Below are 19,980 nucleotides of genomic sequence, written 5' to 3'. Positions count from 1 at the left end.
CTAGCATTAATGGACAATCCGGTGTTATTTCTTTGGAACTAGTGAGCGATCAGGACTGGTATAATGGGTGACATGGATGGAGAGAAAAGAAGAGGTGGATGGAATGAACAAGAAAGAGATTGCGGCGATTCGCCGACAGTTTAAAGTAAATGCGACAAAGCTAAAAATTGCTGACTTATATACGATTTACATCCGACAGGAAACGAATGAGATTTATTACGAAGAGTTGCGTCCGTTCCCGTTCTTAGAAGAAGAGCAGCAGGAGCTGTTTTTGACGAACTTCAAAAAAGTGCTCGGTGGAAAACTTGATGAAAAACTGTTCGAAGTGAAGTTCCAATATCCTGAGGAAGGTCAGGTCGACCATACGCAAGGCTTGCTGTATGAAGGACTTCGTACGGAAGAGACCGACGTCTGGACGGACTATATGCAACGCATCGCGTTGAAGATGGTAAAGGATACACCGTTTGAGAAAGATATGGTCGTGACGTTCATCCGGGGGAATTACAATAAGCCGACGAATCGGTACTCGGAAGAGTCTGAGATTCACGCGAACGATGAGGTGTATACGACGAAGTTCATCCTCGGCAGCATCAGCCCGACAGAGCTTCCGAAAAAATCACTCGTCTTTGACTTCGTCGAGCGGGAGTTCAAAGCCAGCTTGATTGTGAATCCGATCATCAAACTCGAGGCGCCGATCGGCGGATTCTTATTCCCGTGCTTCACGGACAACGCGGCCGATGTGAACCATGTGCTTTATTCGGCACACAAAGCGCATCAACCGGATATGACGTTCATTGAGAACGTGTTGAACGGTTCGGAGATTGTCACGGCAGTGGAAGAGAAGGCGGTCTTCGAAGAAGTGGTCAAAGCGGTCATCGGCGAAGAAGTCAATTCCCGGACTCTCGCGACCGTTTATGATGAAATCAATCAAATCATTGTCGCCGAAGAAGAGAACGAACAGGAAGAAGAGAGGGTAGCGATGCTCGACTCCCGTGCCGTCGAGGTCGTCTTACGGGCGAGCGGTGTGGAAGATGTGACGACGGAGAAGGTCGAGCAGGCGTTCAAGCAAGTCGTCGACGATACGAAATATGAGATGAAAGCGACGAGTGTCGTTCCGAAGTATACGTCAAAGTCGATTAAAATCAATACGAAAGTGGCCAATATTTCCGTCAGTCCACAAGACTTGAAATACGTGAAGCAAGTGAACTATAAAGGAAAACCGTGCTTGTTGATTGAAGTGGAAGAGGAGACGGAGATTGAAGGGTTCAAGCTCATCTCGGAAGAGTCGCTAGACTAATCGAGCATGTTGCAGTGTTCATAAGTGAACGTTCAAGCTAAGAGTCCAAGATGTAAACCTTGGGCTCTTTTTTGACAATCAAGTGAGGAAGGTTGAATTCAAACTTTGATACAGGTATGATGCAGGTGAAAACGTTTTCTAAAAGCTATATTTTTTTAGTGTTTATCGAAAGCGCTTTCGGAATTTATGAAACAACAAAAAACCTCAAAGACGAATATCATCTTTGAGGCTAGAGTTGTATTATTTACGCGCTTTGCTTACTTTTAATTTCTTCCCTTTGACCGGCGTCGTCTCCATCGCTTGAAGGACAATTGAACCTTTTCCGTTCAAAATATCGACGTATGTCATCTGATCATTGATTGTGATGATTCCGATGTCGTCAGCGGATACGCCAGGGATTTTGGCGATTGTTCCGACGAAGTCGACGGCGCGAAGTTTTTTCTTCTTCCCGCCACTGAAGTGAAGCTTCATGATGTCCTGGTTAATACGAGCCGTCTTGTTGTTTCGAACGACACGTCGGCCACTTAACTTCTGCTCAAAGGCATCTTGGTTAGCCGCGACTTCCGCTTCTGTCGGCGCATCGATCATCGGAATCTCGAATTGAACGTATGATTCAATCGCGTTGATGAGACGTTCTTCCTGACGGGTCATGAGCGTGATTGCTGTTCCTTGTTTGCCGGCACGTCCGGTACGACCTGTACGGTGCACGTAACTTTCTTTTTCGACAGGAACGTCATAGTTGATGACGAGTTCGACGTTATCGACATCGATTCCACGTGCTGCGACGTCTGTCGCGACGAGGTAGCGGAAGTTACCCATCTTGAAGCCGTTCATGACGGCGAAACGGTCCTCTTGCTCGAGTCCGCCGTGGAGGCGTTCAGCCGAGTAACCGGCTTTGTCGAGTTCGGCGTACACCGTATCGACGTTCTCCTTCGTCCGACAGAAAATCATACAGCTGTCCGGGTTCTCGACGACCGTGATGTCTTGAAGCACAGCCAGTTTCTCATTCCGGTGAACCGGGAGGAGGCGGTGCTCGATTGTCGAAGCGGTCATGCCAGTCGATTCGATCGCGACACGTGCCGGAGCATTCATATGCTTCTGGCAGAGACGTTCGATATCTTGTGGGAATGTCGCTGAGAAGACCATCGTGACGCGGTCTTTCGGCAACTGTTGAAGAATCTTCTCGACGTCAGCGAGGAAGCCGCGGTTGAGCATCTCGTCCGCTTCATCAATGATCAAGTATTCGACGCGGTCGAGTGAGAGGGTCTCACGCTCGATATGGTCCATGACGCGACCTGGCGTACCGACGACGATATGTGTCTTTTGCTTCAATTCTTCACGCTGTTTCGAGAACGGTTCTTTCCCGTAGACGGCAGTCGCTTTGATTCGTTTGAAACGTCCGATGTTCGTCATGTCTTCCCGTACTTGAACGGCGAGTTCGCGTGTCGGCGTCAAGACGAGCACTTGTGGTTTGTTTTCGGCCCAGTCGATGAGCTCGATGACCGGAATTCCGAAAGCAGCTGTCTTTCCGCTTCCGGTCTGTGCTTTGACGATTAAGTCTTCACGCTCGAGCGCACGCGGGATGACCTGCTGCTGTACCTCAGTCGGTGATTCGTATTTCATAATGCCTAGCGCGCGCGTAATCTCGTCGCTCAGGCGATAATCAGTAAATTGTTGTTTGTTCATGGGTAACCTCATTCTTTCGTGAAAACTTCTGCTTCAGAAAATTTCAATGTCTATTTGCAATACAGTCCATTATAGACCGAAAGGCATTAGGAAAGCCAATTTCATATAAAAATAAGTACTGGTGAAAGGGGTCTACATATTGAAACACAGTTATGAAAATCTCATGGATTATTTGAATCAGCATCAGCAACTTACGAGAACAAACCACCTCGAAACCATCATCAAACTCATTCCAGGTTCAGACCGTACCGGTGACCTTGATCCACGCGTCTTTGCGACGTTGACCGCAAATCATTCTTCGCACAATGAACCGGATACAACATTTGACCTGGAGGCGGCACGCGCCAGCATGGGGTGGCCGAACCGGGATCAGACGACGACTGATATCAAAACCGAGTATCTCATGATTCCTAGTGAGGAGGGTGACATCCCGGTTCGTCTGTATCGTCCGCATCATACTGAAGCCATCCCAGCCATTCTCTTCTTCCATGGTGGCGGCTTCTTCGGAGGCACGCTCGAGACGGTTGAGAATCCTTGTAAGTTGCTCGCGGAACGAGCGAACGCGGTTGTCCTCTCCGTCGATTATCGTCTCGCCCCGGAGCATCCGTTCCCGGCCGGATTGAATGACTGTTACCGCGCTTTTGAATGGGTATATGCCAACGCGACGGAGTTGAACGTCCTTCGTGATCAAATTGCTGTCGCAGGGGATAGTGCCGGAGGCAACTTGGCGACCGCTTGCTGTCTGATGGAGCAAGAACGAGGGGAAGGACGCATTTGTTATCAAGCGCTCGTCTATCCCGTCGTCAATCTGGGTTCGATTCCGACAGATGATTTTAAATGGGCGCTCGATGCTTATGATATCTCGCATCATCACGACCTAATTCGAGGTGTCGTGCTCGCCCTCGCCGACTCGGATTCGCTCTTAAATGACCTCTATCTTCAAGGGGAGGTGGATGTCACGCATCCGCTCGTCTCACCATTATTCGCAGACGATGTCTCAGGCCTACCACCGACTTTGATTGTGACGGCGGAGTACGATTACTTACGACTCGAAGGGGAGGCGTATGCGCGGAAACTGGCACGAGCGGGTGTCCCGACACGCCTCATTCAATATCGGGGGATGGACCATGCCTTCATGGACAAGTTGGGAGACTATCCACAGGCAGACGATTGTATGAATGTAATCGCAAAAGGACTTAAGGAGCTGACGAAATGAAACAGTATACATTGGATTGGACTCGTTATGAGGAATTGGCACGTCAAGCGGTCGCGGAAGGAGTCGTGTTAGTCAAAAACGAACAGAAGACCCTCCCATTACAGTCAGGGACGAAGCTCGCCGTATTTGGTCGTAGCCAGTTCCATTACTACAAGAGCGGTACGGGCTCAGGCGGGATGGTGAACGTCGGACATGTCACGACGCCGCTCGAGGCATTGCGCGAGCGTCCAGATATTCATATCAATGAATCGCTCTATGCGACGTATGAGGAATGGGTGAAGGAGAATCCGTTCGACCAAGGTGTCGGTTGGGCCGGTGAACCGTGGTCGCAACTGGAGATGGACGTAACGGACGAACTCGTCGAACAGGCGACACAAGAATCAGATGTCGCCCTCATCATGATTGGACGTACGGCAGGAGAAGACCGTGACAACACGGCCGATCCGGGTAGTTACTTATTGACGGATATCGAACATACGATGATCGAGCGCGTCACGAAACGCTTCGACAAGACAGTCGTCGTGTTGAACGTTGGGAACATCATCGACATGAAGTGGGCGAAGGAGCCGAGTGCCATCCTCTATGCATGGCAAGGTGGGATGGAAGGTGGAAAAGGACTCGTCGACGTGCTCGTCGGAGATGTGAGTCCTTCCGGGAAACTGACGGATACGATTGCTCAATCGATTGAAGATTATCCGTCGACGAAGAACTTTGGTCATGCAGATAAAGGCATTTATCAAGAAGACATCTATGTCGGTTATCGCTACTTCGAAACGTTCGCGAAGGAGGATGTCTTATATCCATTCGGATTCGGACTGTCTTACACGACGTTCAAAACGGAGGTAAAGCATACCGCAGAAACTGATGGTGTCCTGACGGTCGAGGTGGAAGTGACGAACGCGGGTGAGTGCGATGGGAAAGAAGTCGTCCAACTCTACGTCGAGAAACCGCAAGGGAAGCTTGGGAATCCGCTCCGGTCATTGGTGGCGTTCGAGAAAACCTTGCTTCTTGAACCGGGCGAGCGCCAAACCCTTTCTTTCAACGTCCACATGACTGACTTTGCGAGCTATGACGACTCCGGCGTGACGGGTCATGAATCAAGTTTCGTTTTAGAGGCAGGAACGTATCGGTTGTACGTCGGAACGGATGTGCGTTCGGCTACACTTGCTCTCGAAGTCGAGCAACAGGACCAACGTGTCCTCGAGACGTTAAGCGAAAATATGGCGCCTGTCCTCCCGTTCGAGCGGATAAAACCGATTCAAGACGAACGAGGATTGGAAGTGGGTTATGAGTCGACGCCGCTTCGCGCCGTTGACGTCGAGACACGTTATTTGGAAGAACGTCCTGAGACGCGACCTTTCACAGATGACCAAGGCATCAAATTGAGTGATGTGTATCATGGAAAGGCGTCACTCGACACATTCTTGGATCAATTGACGGATGAAGATTTGGCTGCGATTGTCCGCGGACAAGGGATGAATTCACCACGCGTCACACCGGGGACGGCAGCGGCGTTTGGTGGCGTATCCGACCGGTTGAACGAGCTTGGGATTCCAGCGGCATGTTGTGCCGATGGTCCATCAGGCATTCGCATGGATATCGGGACGAAGGCGTTCGCGCTTCCGAACGGGACGCTTTTGGCTTCCACGTTCAACGTCGATCTCGTCGAAGACTTGTTTGAGATGACTGGGCTTGAGATGCGAAAAAACCGGGTCGATACGTTGCTCGGACCAGGGATGAACATTCATCGCAACCCGTTGAACGGTCGGAACTTTGAATACTTCTCGGAAGACCCGCATTTGACAGGGAAGATGGCAGTCGCTCAGTTGAACGGGATGCACCGTGTCGGTGTGACAGGAACGCTCAAGCACTTCAGCGCCAACAACCAGGAGGCGCATCGTCACGATATCGATTCGGTCGTCTCGGAGCGGGCGTTACGCGAGATTTATTTGAAAGGGTTTGAGATGGCCGTGAAAGAGGGTCGGGCCACATCGATTATGACGACGTATGGTGCGGTCAATGGGATTTGGACGGCCGGGTTATACGATCAAAACACGCGTATCTTACGTGACGAGTGGGGCTTTGAAGGGATTGTCATGACGGACTGGTGGGCAAAAGTGAACTTCCGTGAGGACGAGTCCGCCAACCGTCAAAATACAGCGGCGATGGTCCGCTCGCAAAATGATTTGTATATGGTCGTCGACCGTCCAGACCTCAACTCATTCGAGGATAATACGATGGCATCGCTCGAAGAAGGCGTTGTGACACGAGGCGAGTTGTTGCGGAGCGCGCGCAATATTTGTACGTTCATCTTGAAATCACCAGCGATGGAGCGTCTTCTCGGAATTCATGATGGTTCGGTCGAGGTGCTCGGCTTTGAAGATGAGACGAATCAACAGGATACCTTCGAGTTGGACTATCAACATCTCGAAAACGGGGAACACGTTGATTTGTCAGGAATCGATACCTCGACCGGAAACACACATGTCTTCGCCATCTCTGTCGACCAAACGGGGACGTATGATATCACGTTGACTGCCCGTTCGAACGCGGGAGAGTTGGCGCAGATGCCGGTGACGTTGTTTGCGAACAATATCCCGGGTGCGACGTTCACGTTTAATGGGACGGACGGGGAATGGGTGACGCAGACGAAACAGGTCTTTTTCTTGAATCAACATAATTATCTCCAACTCTATTTCGCGTTAAGCGGATTAGAAGTGAAGGACGTGTCCTTCAAGCTCGCAGATGAATTCAGTATGAAGAACGGCTGAGTCGCCATTTTGCCGATTCATTGAATCTGGTATAATCGAAAGAACGACACATCGCAAAGGAGGCGCATACCCGTGGAAAATCGGCTTCGATTTTCTAGGTCTTCACGCACTCATGCAAAGCCATTTGGACGAAAGGCGATCACTTGCATGGGGCGAAACGAATACCTTGATCGCTTGATTTTAATGTAAACCACTTGGCTTTGCTCCCTTATCGGATTGGATTCATTCAATAAGGAGCGAGGTATGATGAAGTACGTCAATGCGCAACAGATTCTGCCAGAACGATTGTTGCAAGAGGTGCAACAATACGTACAAGGTGAGACGCTATATGTGCCGACCCCGACCGACACGAAACGGAAATGGGGGACGGTCAACGGTGGGAAACAATTACTTGAGGAACGAAACGAAGCCATACGCGCAGCGTTTCGGAACGGAGAGCGAATCGAAAATCTGGCCAAGTCCTATCATTTGGCGACGCACACGATTCGAAAGATTGTATACCGCTCGACATGAAGGAGGTACGACTAGTTCGCTAGTCGTGCCTTTTTAGGTCGACTATATTTCTTAATCAAAGTGTACACAGTAAGGAAGCATTGTTTCCTGTAAACTGAGAATTAAGGAAGGGGGCGACAAGATGTCAGATCCATTTATTCAAAACGAACAATATAATCTCATCAAAGAACAAGTGATGCTCGTCAAAGAGAGTCGAATGCAAAGCCTGCCGCCTTCTGTCTTGCGAGCAGTCATCGACTTGGCACAAGCGAAAGTGATGTATGCATTCCCTGAGGTAACGACTGAACAACTGAAGCTGTTACAGTTCACAACGCTACAGACGAACGAAGCGTTCGACGAATATATGCAACGATTACGAGAATGGGTTCAACCATTTCCCGTTATTTCTGCCGAGCAACTGAAGAGTTTGTTCCCGAAACAAAAGAAGCTTCGTTTACCGGAGTTATCCGATGTTGATTTTGGACGACTCACGTATCTAGGTTGGAACGATGGACGTTCCAATCAAAAGTTGATGATTTGCCAATACGAAGGTCAATTGATTGGCATTGCATGTAAACCGAGTACGAATACGAAGAAAAATATATGTGCCTTTTGTAATCAGTTCACGGATGTGACGTACTGCGTTACGATCACGAAAGCGAAACAAGCGAAAAATCCGGACTATTACAAAGCCATCGGCACATATGTATGTGTAGACAGTAAGACGTGCAACGAACACATCACGAGCCAAGAGGCGTTGCATACTTTTGTTCATACAGCGTTACAGGCCTGACGAGAGAGTCGGGCTTTTTATTTTTTATAAAATACTGTACAACCTTTCCGATATCTCTTTAGATAGAATCCAAGAAGTTCTAATTTAAAAAGGGGGAAGCGGATGAAACACGCAGTGATTTTTGACATGGACGGAACATTGTTTCGGACAGATTTGATTTTGGAACGGGCGCTAGATGAAACGTTTGATCATTTACGAAGTGAAGAAAAATGGAAAGGTCCGACACCGATTGATCAATATCGGAACATCATGGGGGTACCGTTGCCAGTTGTTTGGAACACATTGCTCCCACAATACGATGAGCAAACTAGAGAAGAGGTCGATGCCTATTTCTTAACACGACTCATCAAAAACATTGAAAACGGGAATGGAGCATTATATGCAGGGGTACTCGAACTGTTTGAACAATTGTATCAAATGGGGCATTCCATCTTCGTCGCAAGTAATGGTTTGGTGGACTATTTACAAGCCATCGTCACGCACTATGAATTAGATCGTTGGATCACAGAAACTTATAGCATTCAACAAATCGACACGTTGGATAAGGGCGATTTAGTGGCTGAAATCGTGAAGAAGTATGAACTGCAGGAGGGCTTCGTGGTAGGTGACCGATTATCGGATATCTCGGCTGCACGAGCGAACGGACTCATTTCAATCGGCTGTCGTTTTGACTTCGCACAAGAAGTAGAGTTACAAGAAGCGAATTACGTTGTGAATCACTTGGCAGAAGTTCTCGATATCGTTTCAAAGGAGACGGCTTCGCTATAAGTGAATCGATTTCTGGATTGGACTCGTAAGTAAAGGACTACAACAAATCGGAGGGATCATCATGCACACGCTCTACATGAAACAAAAAGTGTTAAGCTTACGCGGACGTTTCACCATCAAGGATGCGGACGGACATGACAAATATTTCATCGAAGGTAGCTTTATGAAGTTTCCAAAATCATTCGAAATCAAAGATACGAACGATCAGACGGTCACGACAATCACGAAAAAGACGTTCAGTTTTTTACCGAAATTTTTTGTGGAAGTGGACGGCACAGATATGATGACCATCTCGAAAGAGTTCTCGTTTTTCAAACCGAAATATTCAATCGATGCAGCCGGGATCGATGTCCAAGGAGATTGGTGGGACATGGATTTTGATGTGACGAAGAACGGACATTCGATCGGAAGTGTACAAAAGAAATGGTTCTCATGGGGCGATAGTTACGAGATTCGTGTCGAAGAACCGGAGATGGAGCACCTTCTTATCTCTATCGTCGTAGCAATCGATTGCGCGAAAGCAGATCAAGCAGCGGCATCTAGCGCAGCAACATAAAGGGGAGTATCTAATGGAATTTTGGGACGTCTATACGGTCGACCGAGAAAAGACCGGTCGCACGTGGCAACGCGGAAGTCGATTGCCGAAAGGGGAATACCATCTTGTCATCCACGTATGTATCTTTAACGAGAAGGGTGAGATGTTGATTCAACAGCGCCAACCGTTCAAGGATGGTTGGGCAAACATGTGGGATATCACAGTCGGTGGAAGTGCCACGGTAGGAGATACAAGCCAGCAAGCCGCGATGCGGGAACTCGAAGAGGAGATTGGGCTCAAGCTTGATCTATCTCAGACACGACCGCACCTGACAGTCAATTTTGACGAAGGGTTTGACGATATTTATTTGGTCGAAATGGAAGTGGATTTGAACGAGCTGACGCTTCAAGAATTTGAAGTGCAGGCCGTGAAGTGGGCGGATGAGGCGACGATTCTACAGATGATTCAACAGCATGAATTCATACCGTATCATACGCCGATGATACCGTTACTGTTTGCCATGCGAGGACAATGGGGAGGGATAAATCATCATGCATACGTACAAGTGGATAAATGAACCAAAAAGCGTGAACGGATTTGAACCGCTCACTTTCCGCACTTTGCCAGATACGGACTTTTGGCGAAACACACATTACGGATTCAATCGGATGACGGCACATGCGTTATTGACAGACGTCAAAGCCAAACGATTTACATGTCGGGCGACAATCCAGATGGAACCGAGCCATACATATGATCAGGCCGGAATCGTCTTATATGTGAACGATGACCATTGGATCAAGACGTCTGTCGAGTACATTCCGGATGGACCGTCCCATCTTGGCGCAGTTGTCACTTCGTTTGGCTATTCAGATTGGTCGACACGTGATTTTTCAAATGACATGGTTCGCAATCCGTTGACGTTTGAAATCGTGTATACAGATGGAGATGTGGAGATTTTCTTTGAATATAGTGACGGTATGCGTGAACAGCTTCGCATTGCCCATCTCCATGACGTATCGACATTACGCATCGGTCCATATGCCTGTAGTCCAGATGTGAATGCGACAGGTTTTGACGTGACAATTTTGAATTGGGAACTACGGGAAGCATCGACGTGAGTCGGTGCTTTTTTATGTGTCAGTTTGATTTCACTTCCGAAAAGTGGTTGAAGTTTTAGCAAAGAAAAATCTATAATGGATTTATCGAAAGCGCTTTCGGAAATCGCTTTCAAAAGTACGGGCTGACATATTACAATCATTTATCCTAAAGGAGGACGCACGATGAAGAAATGGGTTGCACTCGCACTCGGGACAGGCCTTGCCCTATCCTTGCCACAAGAGGTGCCGGCTGAAAAGAGTTCAAAAGCCGATGACGCTAAGTGGAAACTTGTCTGGTCAGATGAGTTTAGCAAGTCTGAAATCGATCACTCGAAATGGAATTTTGAAACGGGGAACTGGATTGTCGACAAAGACGGAAATCCAGTCGCTGCCGGTTGGGGAAACAATGAGAAGCAATTTTACACGGACAAAAACGAAAACGCTTTCGTGAAAGACGGGAAGCTCGTCATCCGTGCAAAGAAAGAACAAGCATCGGATCAATTCGGTACCTATGATTACACATCGGCGAAGTTGACGACGAAGGGGACGTTCAGTAAGACATATGGTCGTTATGAAATGCGAGCCAAACTTCCAACCGGTAAAGGACTGTGGCCGGCGTTTTGGATGCTGCCAGAAGAAGACCGCTACGGTGGTTGGGCCGCATCAGGTGAAATCGACATCATGGAATCGTGGGGCAGTCAGCCAGATAAAGTCGCGGGCACGATTCACTACGGAGAAACGTGGCCGAACAACAAATATACGGGGAAAGATTATCACTTCGCAGAAGGTGACGGCATCGACAAGTGGCATACATATGCGGTCGAGTGGGAACCAGGTGAGATTCGTTGGTATGTAGACGGTCAGCTCTATCAAACGCAAAATGACTGGTATGCGAAAGAAGCGAACAAAGCATCGAAATATAGTTACCCTGCACCATTCGACCAAGATTTTTACTTGATTATGAACTTGGCGGTCGGTGGATGGTTCGATGGGGACGTGGACGAGACGACACCATTCCCGGCAGAGATGGAAGTCGATTACGTCCGTGTGTTTGACTTGAAGAACGGGAAGTATCGTGATGCTGTCGAACCGACGTACTCGGATGAAGAAATCGTGTTACCGGAAGGTGCGAAACAACCTCTAGATGATGGAAACCTTGTCTATGACGAAGGCTACACTGAACCAATTACGACGGTAACGAACGGTGCGCAGGCGCTCAACCCGACGTATTGGAACTACGTGGCGCTTCCTGACTTTGGTGGTGTCGGCTCTATCGATGTGATCGACTTGGCGGGGGCACGATTCGCCGACATTTCGATTGATCAGGCAGGAAGCCAACCATACTCGCATCAATTGATTCAAAACGTATCGCTCGGACAAGGCGGACACTATAAAGTGACGTTTGATGCTAAAGCGGATGCGACGCGTTCAATCGCCGTTAAAGTCGGTGGTGGTCCGGACCGAGGCTATGCGAAATATTCAGATGAAGGGTCATTCGTTTTGACAACAGACGTCCAAACGTACTCGATGACATTCGATATGACCGAAGAGACTGACCTTGCGGCGCGTCTCGAGTTCAATGTTGGGCTCAGCACGTCGGGCGTGCAAATCGGTAACGTTCGTGTCGAGCAGACGCCTCGTGAGGCATTCGATCCGAATGCGACGAAGCCGATGCTCGGAGACGGGAACCATGTATATAACGGTACGTTTGACCAAGGTGCGATGGATCGTATGACGTATTGGACGTTCGACCCAGGTGTCACGAAAGGGACAGGAACGGTCGATTCAGTAGAGCGTCTCTTCCGTTTTGAAACGAACAAGAAAAAAGGAGCACCGGCAACGTTGGTGCAACAAGGGATTCAATTGCAAGAGGGACATGAATACGTTCTTCGCTTCAAAGCACGTGCAGAGCGTGTAGACGGTCTGCTAGTAGGATTGAACGGAGCGAATGAGGATGCCTACCTTCCGCTAGAGCGTATCGCGCTATCTGAAGCATTCGATACGTATGAAATTCCGTTCACGATGGAAGCCGGAACCGACCTCATGAGTCAACTCCAGTTCATTCTCGGTTCTGAAAAAGGTGCGATTGAAATCGATGACGTCGAGTTGCGCGATGTCACACCGGTTTATATCGACCCGTCTCCACTTAAAAACGGTGCATTCACAGAAGGTCTCACCAACTGGGGCTCTTATGTACACTTTGACGCACAGGCTGCTGTCGAAGCGGTGAACGAGGCGGCACATATCTCGATTACGCAAGAAGGGAACGAAGCGTGGAGTGTCCTCATGGAACAAGGGGGTCTTGAGTTACAACAAGATCAAACCTACGTCGTCCAATTCGATGCATCCTCTACTGTCGCTCGTTCATTCGAAGTGACGTTAGAGAATGTCGGGTACTATCGCTATTTGAGCGAAGTCGTAGCGGTCACACCAGAAACGAACACGTACACGTTTGAAGTGACGATGCCGGTGACAGATGTCACAGGATTGAAGTTCTTGATGGGACGCACAGAAGGGTCGCCACTCGGGGCTCATGACATCACAATTGACAATGTGAGTGTGACGTTGAAATAAGATGATACGTAAAACAGGAATTTCTCACGATGAGAAATTCCTGTTTTTTAGCGTTTCCGACTAATCAATCGCGCTGTCCGTAAAATCGAGGGTAGTAACTTCCGGCGTTGACGAAACGCGAGATAGCGTCCTTCCCACGACGGTTTGAACTTCTGTTTGAACTGTCGTAAGCCACTGAACGGATAGATGTAACTGATGTTTTCAAAAATGTCGGCGGCGACGCGTTCCGGCCAATGGGAGAACGTCTGCTCTCCGACGGCAGCAAGTGGTGCCACGCCGAGCCCGACATGATCATGGCCTTCTGCGCGAGCCCATTCGATGATGTGAAGGATCAACACTTCAATCGATCCGGGCGGCGCATCATTTTTCGAACGCATCAAATCGATGGAGATGGCCCCGTCTCCTCGGAGTAGCGAAATGAAAGCTACGACGACACCGTCCGCATCTCGCAACAAGGCAATCGGATAACGCGTCAACGTTTCATAATCGAAGAATCCGAGAGAGAAGCCTTTCTCATTTCGATTCCCAATCCATTCGTCTGAGATGTCTTTTAAATCTTGTAACAGCAAGAGGCTCGGTTCACAGACGATGTCGAACGTGATCCCCTTCTTCTCAAACTGATTGTAGAGAGAGCGCATATTTGCACGCTTCTTCCCGGATAAGGAGAAGGCCGAGACGTCAATCGTCGCCTCTTCCCCTAATTTGAAGAACGTGAACCCGGCATCATGAAGGCGAGGCATCCAATTCGGTGTAATTTGATAAAATAAAGGAATATACCCGATTCGATCCGCATCTTCAATGAATCGCGTCAAAAGAGAAGTCGCAGCCTGCTTCTCGCCTTGGATATCACCAAGGACGATGGCATGGTTCCGAGAAGTCGCAAACAACAGACACGCATCTCCGGCCTCATTCATGTAAAAACGCTTATCTGCCATATGGGCCAAGTCAAAACTGCTCGATGTGGGCTGTGTTGCTTGGAACTGTCGGATGCGATGTTCATCATAGGCCTCTCCAAGCGCCGGACGTTTCCAACGATCGAACAAGAGCAGGAGTACACTTGCTACGATTGAAGTTAACAATAAGACGAACGTCGTCAACCAACCGGCTTGATGCGATGTGAAGAATAAGTTGTCTGTACCTGCGAATGACTGCAATAAGAGGGCGTGGGTGCCGACATAGAGCAGGACGTAAATCAAGCTTCGGATGAGACGTCCTGTCGTTAAAATCGAACGGTATCGGACGTGTCGTTTACGTGTCAACCAGACGAACATCGCAAACCCGATGACGACGAAGGTCTCAAACAGGTTTAACCCACGTGCGATGACTCCGATGGTCGCCAAGATGAAGGCAGTGTTGAGTAACCAGAGTGTTCGTTTTGTCCGAACATACATGCCATAGACGGATAAAAACATGAGAAGTCCGGCACTCAATAAGAAAAGGGTCCCAATCCATTCAAACCAGCGATTCACTTCATAGAGCGGCGTCACGCTCGGGAGAAGCGTCTGGAACCAAATCAACAGACTGCTCATGAGTGCGATGAGACTCCCGGTCAGGCGTCCAATCCTCGCAAGCGTCCGCGAAACGATGCGCCAGACGACGGTCCCAATCTCATAAGAGGACCCGATGATTGGTCGATACTCGATTTGTTTGACGACCTGATCTCCGAACGCGATGGCTGCGAGAAAAAGTCCAATTAAAAAGGGAACGACAAAATAAACGAATCGATAGATGATTAGTGAAGACAAAACGATGTCTTGATGAATCCCAAGTTGAGTCATCCCGACGAGATACAGTAAGTCAAACGTTCCAGCACCCCCAGGGACGAGGGAGACGACACCGACGACCGTCGCGACGATGAATACCCCGAAGAGTTGCACGAACGAGGCCGACCCGTCTAGTAACGTCAAGGCATAAATGGCGACGAATCCTGCGGTGACCCATTCTGCGAGCGAGGTCATCGTGTACCCGAGCAGAGTGGACCACCCGACATTTGATCGGCGTGATGTGACGAACAAATAAAATGGGAGCATCGCACTCACGGCGAGTAGCACCGGCCAAATCCATGGTTTCGTACCGATAAGCCCGCCAGCCGGGAAAATCCCGAGGAGCACACCGATGGAAAGAATGGACAGACCACTGATGAGTGTCGGGGTCATCCAGCCGATGGCACGGAGTAGGCGTTTCGTATCCGTATAGGGACGGTAGAGGGAGGTACGAAGGGCAATCCCAATCACGCCGCCGAAGCCGAGCATCCCGTTCATCGAGTTCGTTATCCACGCTGTTTGAACGATTTTTCGTTTCGGTAGCTCGATATGTAAAGAGCGTAGCAGGAAATAGTCATAGCCCGTCATCGTCAAGACAGCGATCCCACCGAGTAGGATGAGTGTGAACTGTTCCCAACCGGTCAGTTGTTTCAGTGTCGTGAAGGCGGTCGCGAGCGAGAGGTCTTTCAACTCTTGTCCGCTCTGAATCAAAATCAAACCGATTAACGCTATAGGAATGAGCCATTTTAATTGTTTCCATGAAAAACGAGTACGCATTGCGATCTTCTCCTTATCTGCCATAGGACTGACAGCAGCTTCTGTCTAAATCGTACTATAGGATACGATTGAAATCTGTAAAACGTTTCAAAAAGAGGGGATTGTAAGCGCAAGAAAGAGGACGAAATGTTGATTTTAGATTTGCTACAGTGAGAGAAGAAGGGGGTGTGGAGATGTTGACGTTTGACGAAAAGTGGGCGAAAGTGCTCGCCTGCGATGCAACTTATGACGGATTGTTCTATACAGCCGTAAAAACGACAGGGATCTATTGTCGACCATCGTGCCGATCCCGCAAACCGAAGAAAGAGAACGTTGATTTTTACGTAACGAGAGAAGAAGCGGAGACAAATGGATTTCGACCGTGCAAGCGATGTCAGCCAGAAGTCGAACACGCCCCACACCGTGCGCTCGTTCAACAAGTGACGGCGTATCTCGTGAACCATTATAAACAACCCATTCGCCTTGAACAGATTGCCGAACACGCCCAACTGAGTCCCTTTCATTTGGAGCGGACATTCACCCAGGCGACAGGAGAGACTCCGAGGCAACTACTTGAACGGATTCGAATCGACAAGGCGGCTTATTTATTGCGAACGACCGACATGAGTAATCTGACGGTCTGCTATGAGGTTGGGTTTCAAACACCATCGAACTTTTACCGCGTGTTCCGGCAAGTAAAAGGCTGTACACCGAACACGTATCGAAAAGGAGAGGACCTATGACAGAGATGCTACTTGCTGTACAGCAGCCGTTTGATTTTCAAGAGTGTCTCGTCTTTTTGAGTCGGTCAGAACAAGAAGTGCTCCATGTGACAACGCCTGACACGGTTCGAAAGCTGATGCGAATCGGGGAAAGGCTCATTCTGATCGAGCTTCAAGAAGCGGAGAATCACATTTGTGTACGGTTCCCAGTCGATGAAGTTTCAAACACAGAAAAGGAACGTGTCGCACGTGAGGTACGAGACTGGTTAGACCTTGAGCGCGATTTGAAGCCGTTTGAAACGATGGGGGCGAAAGATGAATTGCTGGTTTCTTTGATTGAAGCGCATCGCGGGTTACGGATGATTGGTTTCCCAGATTTGTTCGAGGCCCTCACATGGGCCATCATCGGACAACAAATCACGTTATCCTTCGCCTATACGATCAAGCGGCGATTCGTCGAACGATATGGAGACCATCGAGTCATCGAAGGAAGAGCATACTGGACGTTCCCGCGGGCGGAACGAATCGCCTTGCTCGAACCGGAAGAATTACGTGAGCTTCAATTCAGTCGCAGGAAAGCGGAGTATGTCATTGATATTGCACGGGAAATAACGAATGGAGACCTGTCAAAAACGGCTTTACAATCACACTCTTCAGCTGATATCCGTCAACGGTTACTCGCGATAAGAGGTGTCGGAGCATGGACGGCAGACTATGTGTTGATGAAGTGTTTTCAGGACGCATCAGCCTTTCCGATTGCGGATGTCGGATTGCATCAAGCGATTCAGCATCAGTTAGGGACAGCGAAGAAACCAACGATTGAAGAAGTGAAGCGTTACGGTGAATCGTGGCAAGGTTGGGAAGGATACGCGACATTCTATCTGTGGAGGTCATTATATGGGAACGTATAGATTAGACGTGGAGACACCGATTGGCGTCCTAGAAATCATCGGGACGGAGCAGGTCGTTCAATCGATCTTATTCGTCGAACGTGAAGGGACGCAATCACCTGAATCAGATATTCCAAATGTATTGCGACAGTGCCGGGAGGAACTAGACTCCTATTTTCGCGGTGAGCGTATGACGTTTACGTTTCCGACTGAGCAAATCGGGACAACGTTTCAGCATGACGTGTGGGATGCGTTACAAACCATCCCGTATGCGGAGACGGCTTCTTACCGCGAACTTGCCGAACGCGTGAAGCGACCTACGGCTGTTCGCGCAGTCGGAGCAACGAACGGACGCAACAAACTGAGCATCGTCGTGCCTTGTCATCGCGTCATCGGATCGACTGGGAAATTGACGGGCTATGCCGGTGGACTTTGGCGAAAAGAATGGCTCTTGCAACATGAAAAACAAGTCGCACATCAACCCCAGTAAAAAAACATTTCCCCCTCCAAATCTGCTACACTAGAAGAGGTCCTATCGTGACGTCGGAATCGACGAAGTTATAGGATGATTCCCGTCATTTATGGAGAAAGTTTTGGAGGAATGCATGATTAAATTATTAGCAGATTCGACGTGTGACTTATCAGATGCAGTGCTTGAACAGTACAACATCGGGGTCGCGCCGTTGATCATCACCATGAATAATATGTCTTACCAGGACCGGGTGGATATCCAGCCGGATGATTTTTACGGAATGTTGGAAGCGCTCCCGGAATTCCCAACGACGGCGATGCCGAGCCCAGCGACGTTCTTACGATTGATGGAAGATGCGGTCGCTGCCGGCCATGAGGAGATTTTATGTATCTGCATGTCGAGTGGGACGAGCGGATCGTATCAATCGGCGGTCATTGGAAAAGAATACTTTGAAGAGGCGCATCCTGACTCACCTGTCAAAATCCATGTCGTCGACTCTCGTTCGATGAGTCATGGTAGCGGCTGGCTGTTGTTGAAGAGCGCACAGATGCGTGAAGCCGGTGCGACGTTCGAAGAGCTCGTTGACTTCAATGAGACGTACAAGACGAAAGTGAAGCACTTCTTATCCGTAGATGACCTCGACCACTTGATCAAGAGCGGACGAATCTCAAACGCGAGTGCTATCATCGGGAAACTACTGATGGTAAAGCCCATCATGAGTATGAAGAACGGGAAAGGTGCCATTGTTGCCAAGGAACGAGGCACCCGTAAAGTGCTGAAGCATTATACGGACGAGTTCGTGAAACGCGTCAACCCGGACATCACGAATTTCGTGATCATCGGGTACACATCGGACCAACGGATTGCGGAGAACTTAAAAGTGAAGCTCGAAACCGAAACCGATTTTGCCGGCGAGATTTACCTCATGCAGATGGGTGTCTCGGTCGGGACACATGTCGGGCTTGGTGCCATCTCGATGTTTTTCGTAGAGAAGTGACAAAAGCCGTCTCATCGCGAGACGGCTTATTTGTTTGGCCAAATATGCTCGATGACCGGTGTGCTGTCGTGATAATCGAGACGATAGACATCTGGGTTACGCATCTTACGCCATGTCTCAAAGTCATATTGCGGGTCGAGATGTTGCAATAAGAGTGCGAGCAGATTGCCGTGTGTCACTAAGAATGTTGAGGCATGCGGAGCTTTGGCGTGCTCGACGACTTGTAGGATGCGCTGCGTCGCCTCCTCAGCCGATTCGGCACCAGGCAACTTGAACGTCGGGTCGCTGAACGACTGACGTAATGGGGTCAGCCAGTCTTCGAGCGGTTCGTGAGATAGGATGCGTTCTCTCAGTAACGGTTCACGTTCAATCGAGAGGTGATGAGCATCGGCGAGTGGCGTGACCGAAGCGACTGCACGGGTATAATCGCTTGAGATGATCCGGTCGATTGTGAGTTCAGAAAAGAAATCGCGAAGCCATAAAGACTGGGCGGAACCGTCTTCTGTGAGCGGTGCGTCAGGTTCTTGGCCCGCGGCTGAGCAGTGGCGAATCAAATAGAGTGTGGGCATATGGATTCTCCTCTTCAAAATGTATGGTTACCAGCAGGATAAGCGTGTCCTCGAGTCATTATGACTTGTGATGTATGTGACGTCTTCAAATCCATGCCAAGAAGCATTTTCGTAAAGGGAATTGAGCATCTCTTGGTCTTTACAGTAGATTGTGACGTCTTGACTGTCCGTCACCAATAGAGCGAATTCACACGTACTATGTAAAAAGTCTTCATACGTTGCGATTTCCGAGGACATATTCGGTTGGAACGCCTTGATATCAACGAAAATCAAATAGTGTTCATGATACGTGAGCAGTTCAGCGAATTGATGACCATCGATTACGGTCGATTCCGGAAACAACAGGCGATCCAGTTGCCCTTCGTTCACAATGTACGATTCCTCATCAACCACGTTCCATTGGTATGAATCAAGAGGGATTGGACTTAAGATTGCTTTTAGAAATTGCCCATATTGATTGGGAATTGTAAAACGTAAACCACGCCTCAAAAGAACACCTCCTTCATTTGATGGGATCATCCCATTTTCATAAAAAGTTTCAGCACAAAAAATCATACATAACCCTTATCATTCATCACA

18 protein-coding genes are annotated in these 19,980 nt (G+C 48.9%); 14 read left to right on the top strand and 4 right to left on the bottom strand.

What is annotated here, in order from left to right:
- Positions 1–103: 103 nt before the first annotated feature.
- A complete protein-coding gene (locus ACFO4U_RS12210) occupies positions 104–1,297 on the top strand; it encodes a DUF4317 domain-containing protein (protein ID WP_015880257.1) in 1,194 nt (397 codons plus the stop codon).
- Between the two features lie 240 nt (positions 1,298–1,537).
- Here the strand turns inward: ACFO4U_RS12210 and ACFO4U_RS12205 are convergent, their stop codons facing one another.
- Positions 1,538–2,983, bottom strand: coding sequence for a DEAD/DEAH box helicase (locus tag ACFO4U_RS12205; protein ID WP_074035205.1), 1,446 nt, complete (start codon positions 2,981–2,983; stop codon positions 1,538–1,540).
- Between the two features lie 139 nt (positions 2,984–3,122).
- On the opposite strand from ACFO4U_RS12205, the gene ACFO4U_RS12200 reads away from it, so the two are divergent.
- The 9 genes from ACFO4U_RS12200 (at position 3,123) to ACFO4U_RS12160 (ending at position 13,232) form a co-directional block, all read left to right on the top strand.
- On the top strand, positions 3,123–4,199 hold the full coding sequence (locus ACFO4U_RS12200) for an alpha/beta hydrolase (protein WP_251131864.1): 1,077 nt from the start codon (positions 3,123–3,125) through the stop codon (positions 4,197–4,199).
- Positions 4,196–6,970, top strand: coding sequence for a glycoside hydrolase family 3 protein (locus ACFO4U_RS12195; RefSeq protein WP_215244202.1), 2,775 nt, complete (start codon positions 4,196–4,198; stop codon positions 6,968–6,970). The genes ACFO4U_RS12200 and ACFO4U_RS12195 overlap by 4 nt, the downstream gene beginning before the upstream one ends.
- A gap of 246 nt (positions 6,971–7,216) precedes the next feature.
- On the top strand, positions 7,217–7,483 hold the full coding sequence (locus ACFO4U_RS12190) for a CD3324 family protein (protein ID WP_147537676.1): 267 nt from the start codon (positions 7,217–7,219) through the stop codon (positions 7,481–7,483).
- A gap of 121 nt (positions 7,484–7,604) precedes the next feature.
- Positions 7,605–8,255 (top strand): FusB/FusC family EF-G-binding protein, encoded by a 651-nt coding sequence (locus tag ACFO4U_RS12185; protein WP_215244203.1) that lies wholly within the window; start codon positions 7,605–7,607, stop codon positions 8,253–8,255.
- 102 nt (positions 8,256–8,357) lie between these two features.
- On the top strand, positions 8,358–9,023 hold the full coding sequence (locus ACFO4U_RS12180; protein ID WP_215244204.1) for an HAD hydrolase-like protein: 666 nt from the start codon (positions 8,358–8,360) through the stop codon (positions 9,021–9,023).
- A gap of 61 nt (positions 9,024–9,084) precedes the next feature.
- Entirely contained in the window at positions 9,085–9,579 is a 495-nt protein-coding gene (locus tag ACFO4U_RS12175) for an LURP-one-related/scramblase family protein (RefSeq protein ID WP_074035194.1), read from the top strand.
- Positions 9,580–9,592: 13 nt separating this feature from the next.
- The gene (locus ACFO4U_RS12170; protein WP_215244205.1) at positions 9,593–10,135 is read left to right on the top strand and encodes an NUDIX hydrolase; all 543 of its coding nucleotides are present in this window, start codon (positions 9,593–9,595) and stop codon (positions 10,133–10,135) included.
- Positions 10,110–10,679 (top strand): DUF1349 domain-containing protein, encoded by a 570-nt coding sequence (locus tag ACFO4U_RS12165; protein ID WP_215244206.1) that lies wholly within the window; start codon positions 10,110–10,112, stop codon positions 10,677–10,679. Before ACFO4U_RS12170 ends, ACFO4U_RS12165 begins: the two co-directional genes overlap by 26 nt.
- A gap of 162 nt (positions 10,680–10,841) precedes the next feature.
- A complete protein-coding gene (locus tag ACFO4U_RS12160; RefSeq protein ID WP_215244207.1) occupies positions 10,842–13,232 on the top strand; it encodes a carbohydrate binding domain-containing protein in 2,391 nt (796 codons plus the stop codon).
- A gap of 47 nt (positions 13,233–13,279) precedes the next feature.
- Here the strand turns inward: ACFO4U_RS12160 and mprF are convergent, their stop codons facing one another.
- A complete protein-coding gene (gene mprF / locus ACFO4U_RS12155) occupies positions 13,280–15,772 on the bottom strand; it encodes a bifunctional lysylphosphatidylglycerol flippase/synthetase MprF (protein ID WP_215244208.1) in 2,493 nt (830 codons plus the stop codon).
- 173 nt (positions 15,773–15,945) lie between these two features.
- On the opposite strand from mprF, the gene ACFO4U_RS12150 reads away from it, so the two are divergent.
- From ACFO4U_RS12150 to ACFO4U_RS12135, 4 genes are all read left to right on the top strand, one after another.
- On the top strand, positions 15,946–16,494 hold the full coding sequence (locus tag ACFO4U_RS12150; protein ID WP_047795743.1) for a bifunctional transcriptional activator/DNA repair enzyme AdaA: 549 nt from the start codon (positions 15,946–15,948) through the stop codon (positions 16,492–16,494).
- Positions 16,491–17,384 carry a DNA-3-methyladenine glycosylase family protein gene (locus ACFO4U_RS12145; protein WP_074035186.1) on the top strand — a complete coding sequence of 298 codons (894 nt, stop codon included), beginning with the start codon at positions 16,491–16,493 and terminating at the stop codon, positions 17,382–17,384. Before ACFO4U_RS12150 ends, ACFO4U_RS12145 begins: the two co-directional genes overlap by 4 nt.
- Entirely contained in the window at positions 17,371–17,853 is a 483-nt protein-coding gene (locus tag ACFO4U_RS12140; protein ID WP_074035184.1) for a methylated-DNA--[protein]-cysteine S-methyltransferase, read from the top strand. The genes ACFO4U_RS12145 and ACFO4U_RS12140 overlap by 14 nt, the downstream gene beginning before the upstream one ends.
- Before the next feature lie 115 nt (positions 17,854–17,968).
- The gene (locus ACFO4U_RS12135; RefSeq protein WP_074035182.1) at positions 17,969–18,832 is read left to right on the top strand and encodes a DegV family protein; all 864 of its coding nucleotides are present in this window, start codon (positions 17,969–17,971) and stop codon (positions 18,830–18,832) included.
- A 26-nt stretch (positions 18,833–18,858) separates the two neighbouring features.
- Here ACFO4U_RS12135 and ACFO4U_RS12130 read toward each other — a convergent pair whose 3' ends face one another.
- Entirely contained in the window at positions 18,859–19,401 is a 543-nt protein-coding gene (locus ACFO4U_RS12130) for a histidine phosphatase family protein (protein ID WP_074035180.1), read from the bottom strand.
- Between the two features lie 27 nt (positions 19,402–19,428).
- The gene (locus ACFO4U_RS12125; RefSeq protein WP_047795748.1) at positions 19,429–19,890 is read right to left on the bottom strand and encodes a DUF2691 family protein; all 462 of its coding nucleotides are present in this window, start codon (positions 19,888–19,890) and stop codon (positions 19,429–19,431) included.
- Positions 19,891–19,980 lie beyond the last annotated feature (90 nt).

This window comes from Exiguobacterium profundum (genome assembly GCF_042652865.1).
Lineage (GTDB): Bacteria > Bacillota > Bacilli > Exiguobacteriales > Exiguobacteriaceae > Exiguobacterium > Exiguobacterium profundum.
This window is presented reverse-complemented; position numbering and strand designations above follow the sequence as displayed.

Excerpts from the sequence above, each read along its gene's own strand:
- ACFO4U_RS12130 (WP_074035180.1), bottom strand. The coding sequence starts at position 19,401 with ATGCCCACACTCTATTTGATTCGCCACTGCTCAGCCGCGGGCCAAGAA.
- ACFO4U_RS12175 (WP_074035194.1), top strand. The coding sequence starts at position 9,085 with ATGCACACGCTCTACATGAAACAAAAAGTGTTAAGCTTACGCGGACGT.
- ACFO4U_RS12170 (WP_215244205.1), top strand. The coding sequence starts at position 9,593 with ATGGAATTTTGGGACGTCTATACGGTCGACCGAGAAAAGACCGGTCGC.
- ACFO4U_RS12140 (WP_074035184.1), top strand. The coding sequence starts at position 17,371 with ATGGGAACGTATAGATTAGACGTGGAGACACCGATTGGCGTCCTAGAA.
- ACFO4U_RS12180 (WP_215244204.1), top strand. The coding sequence starts at position 8,358 with ATGAAACACGCAGTGATTTTTGACATGGACGGAACATTGTTTCGGACA.
- ACFO4U_RS12145 (WP_074035186.1), top strand. The coding sequence starts at position 16,491 with ATGACAGAGATGCTACTTGCTGTACAGCAGCCGTTTGATTTTCAAGAG.
- ACFO4U_RS12185 (WP_215244203.1), top strand. The coding sequence starts at position 7,605 with ATGTCAGATCCATTTATTCAAAACGAACAATATAATCTCATCAAAGAA.
- mprF (WP_215244208.1), bottom strand. The coding sequence starts at position 15,772 with ATGCGTACTCGTTTTTCATGGAAACAATTAAAATGGCTCATTCCTATA.
- ACFO4U_RS12205 (WP_074035205.1), bottom strand. The coding sequence starts at position 2,983 with ATGAACAAACAACAATTTACTGATTATCGCCTGAGCGACGAGATTACG.
- ACFO4U_RS12135 (WP_074035182.1), top strand. The coding sequence starts at position 17,969 with ATGATTAAATTATTAGCAGATTCGACGTGTGACTTATCAGATGCAGTG.
- ACFO4U_RS12195 (WP_215244202.1), top strand. The coding sequence starts at position 4,196 with ATGAAACAGTATACATTGGATTGGACTCGTTATGAGGAATTGGCACGT.
- ACFO4U_RS12150 (WP_047795743.1), top strand. The coding sequence starts at position 15,946 with ATGTTGACGTTTGACGAAAAGTGGGCGAAAGTGCTCGCCTGCGATGCA.
- ACFO4U_RS12210 (WP_015880257.1), top strand. The coding sequence starts at position 104 with ATGAACAAGAAAGAGATTGCGGCGATTCGCCGACAGTTTAAAGTAAAT.
- ACFO4U_RS12165 (WP_215244206.1), top strand. The coding sequence starts at position 10,110 with ATGCATACGTACAAGTGGATAAATGAACCAAAAAGCGTGAACGGATTT.
- ACFO4U_RS12190 (WP_147537676.1), top strand. The coding sequence starts at position 7,217 with ATGAAGTACGTCAATGCGCAACAGATTCTGCCAGAACGATTGTTGCAA.
- ACFO4U_RS12160 (WP_215244207.1), top strand. The coding sequence starts at position 10,842 with ATGAAGAAATGGGTTGCACTCGCACTCGGGACAGGCCTTGCCCTATCC.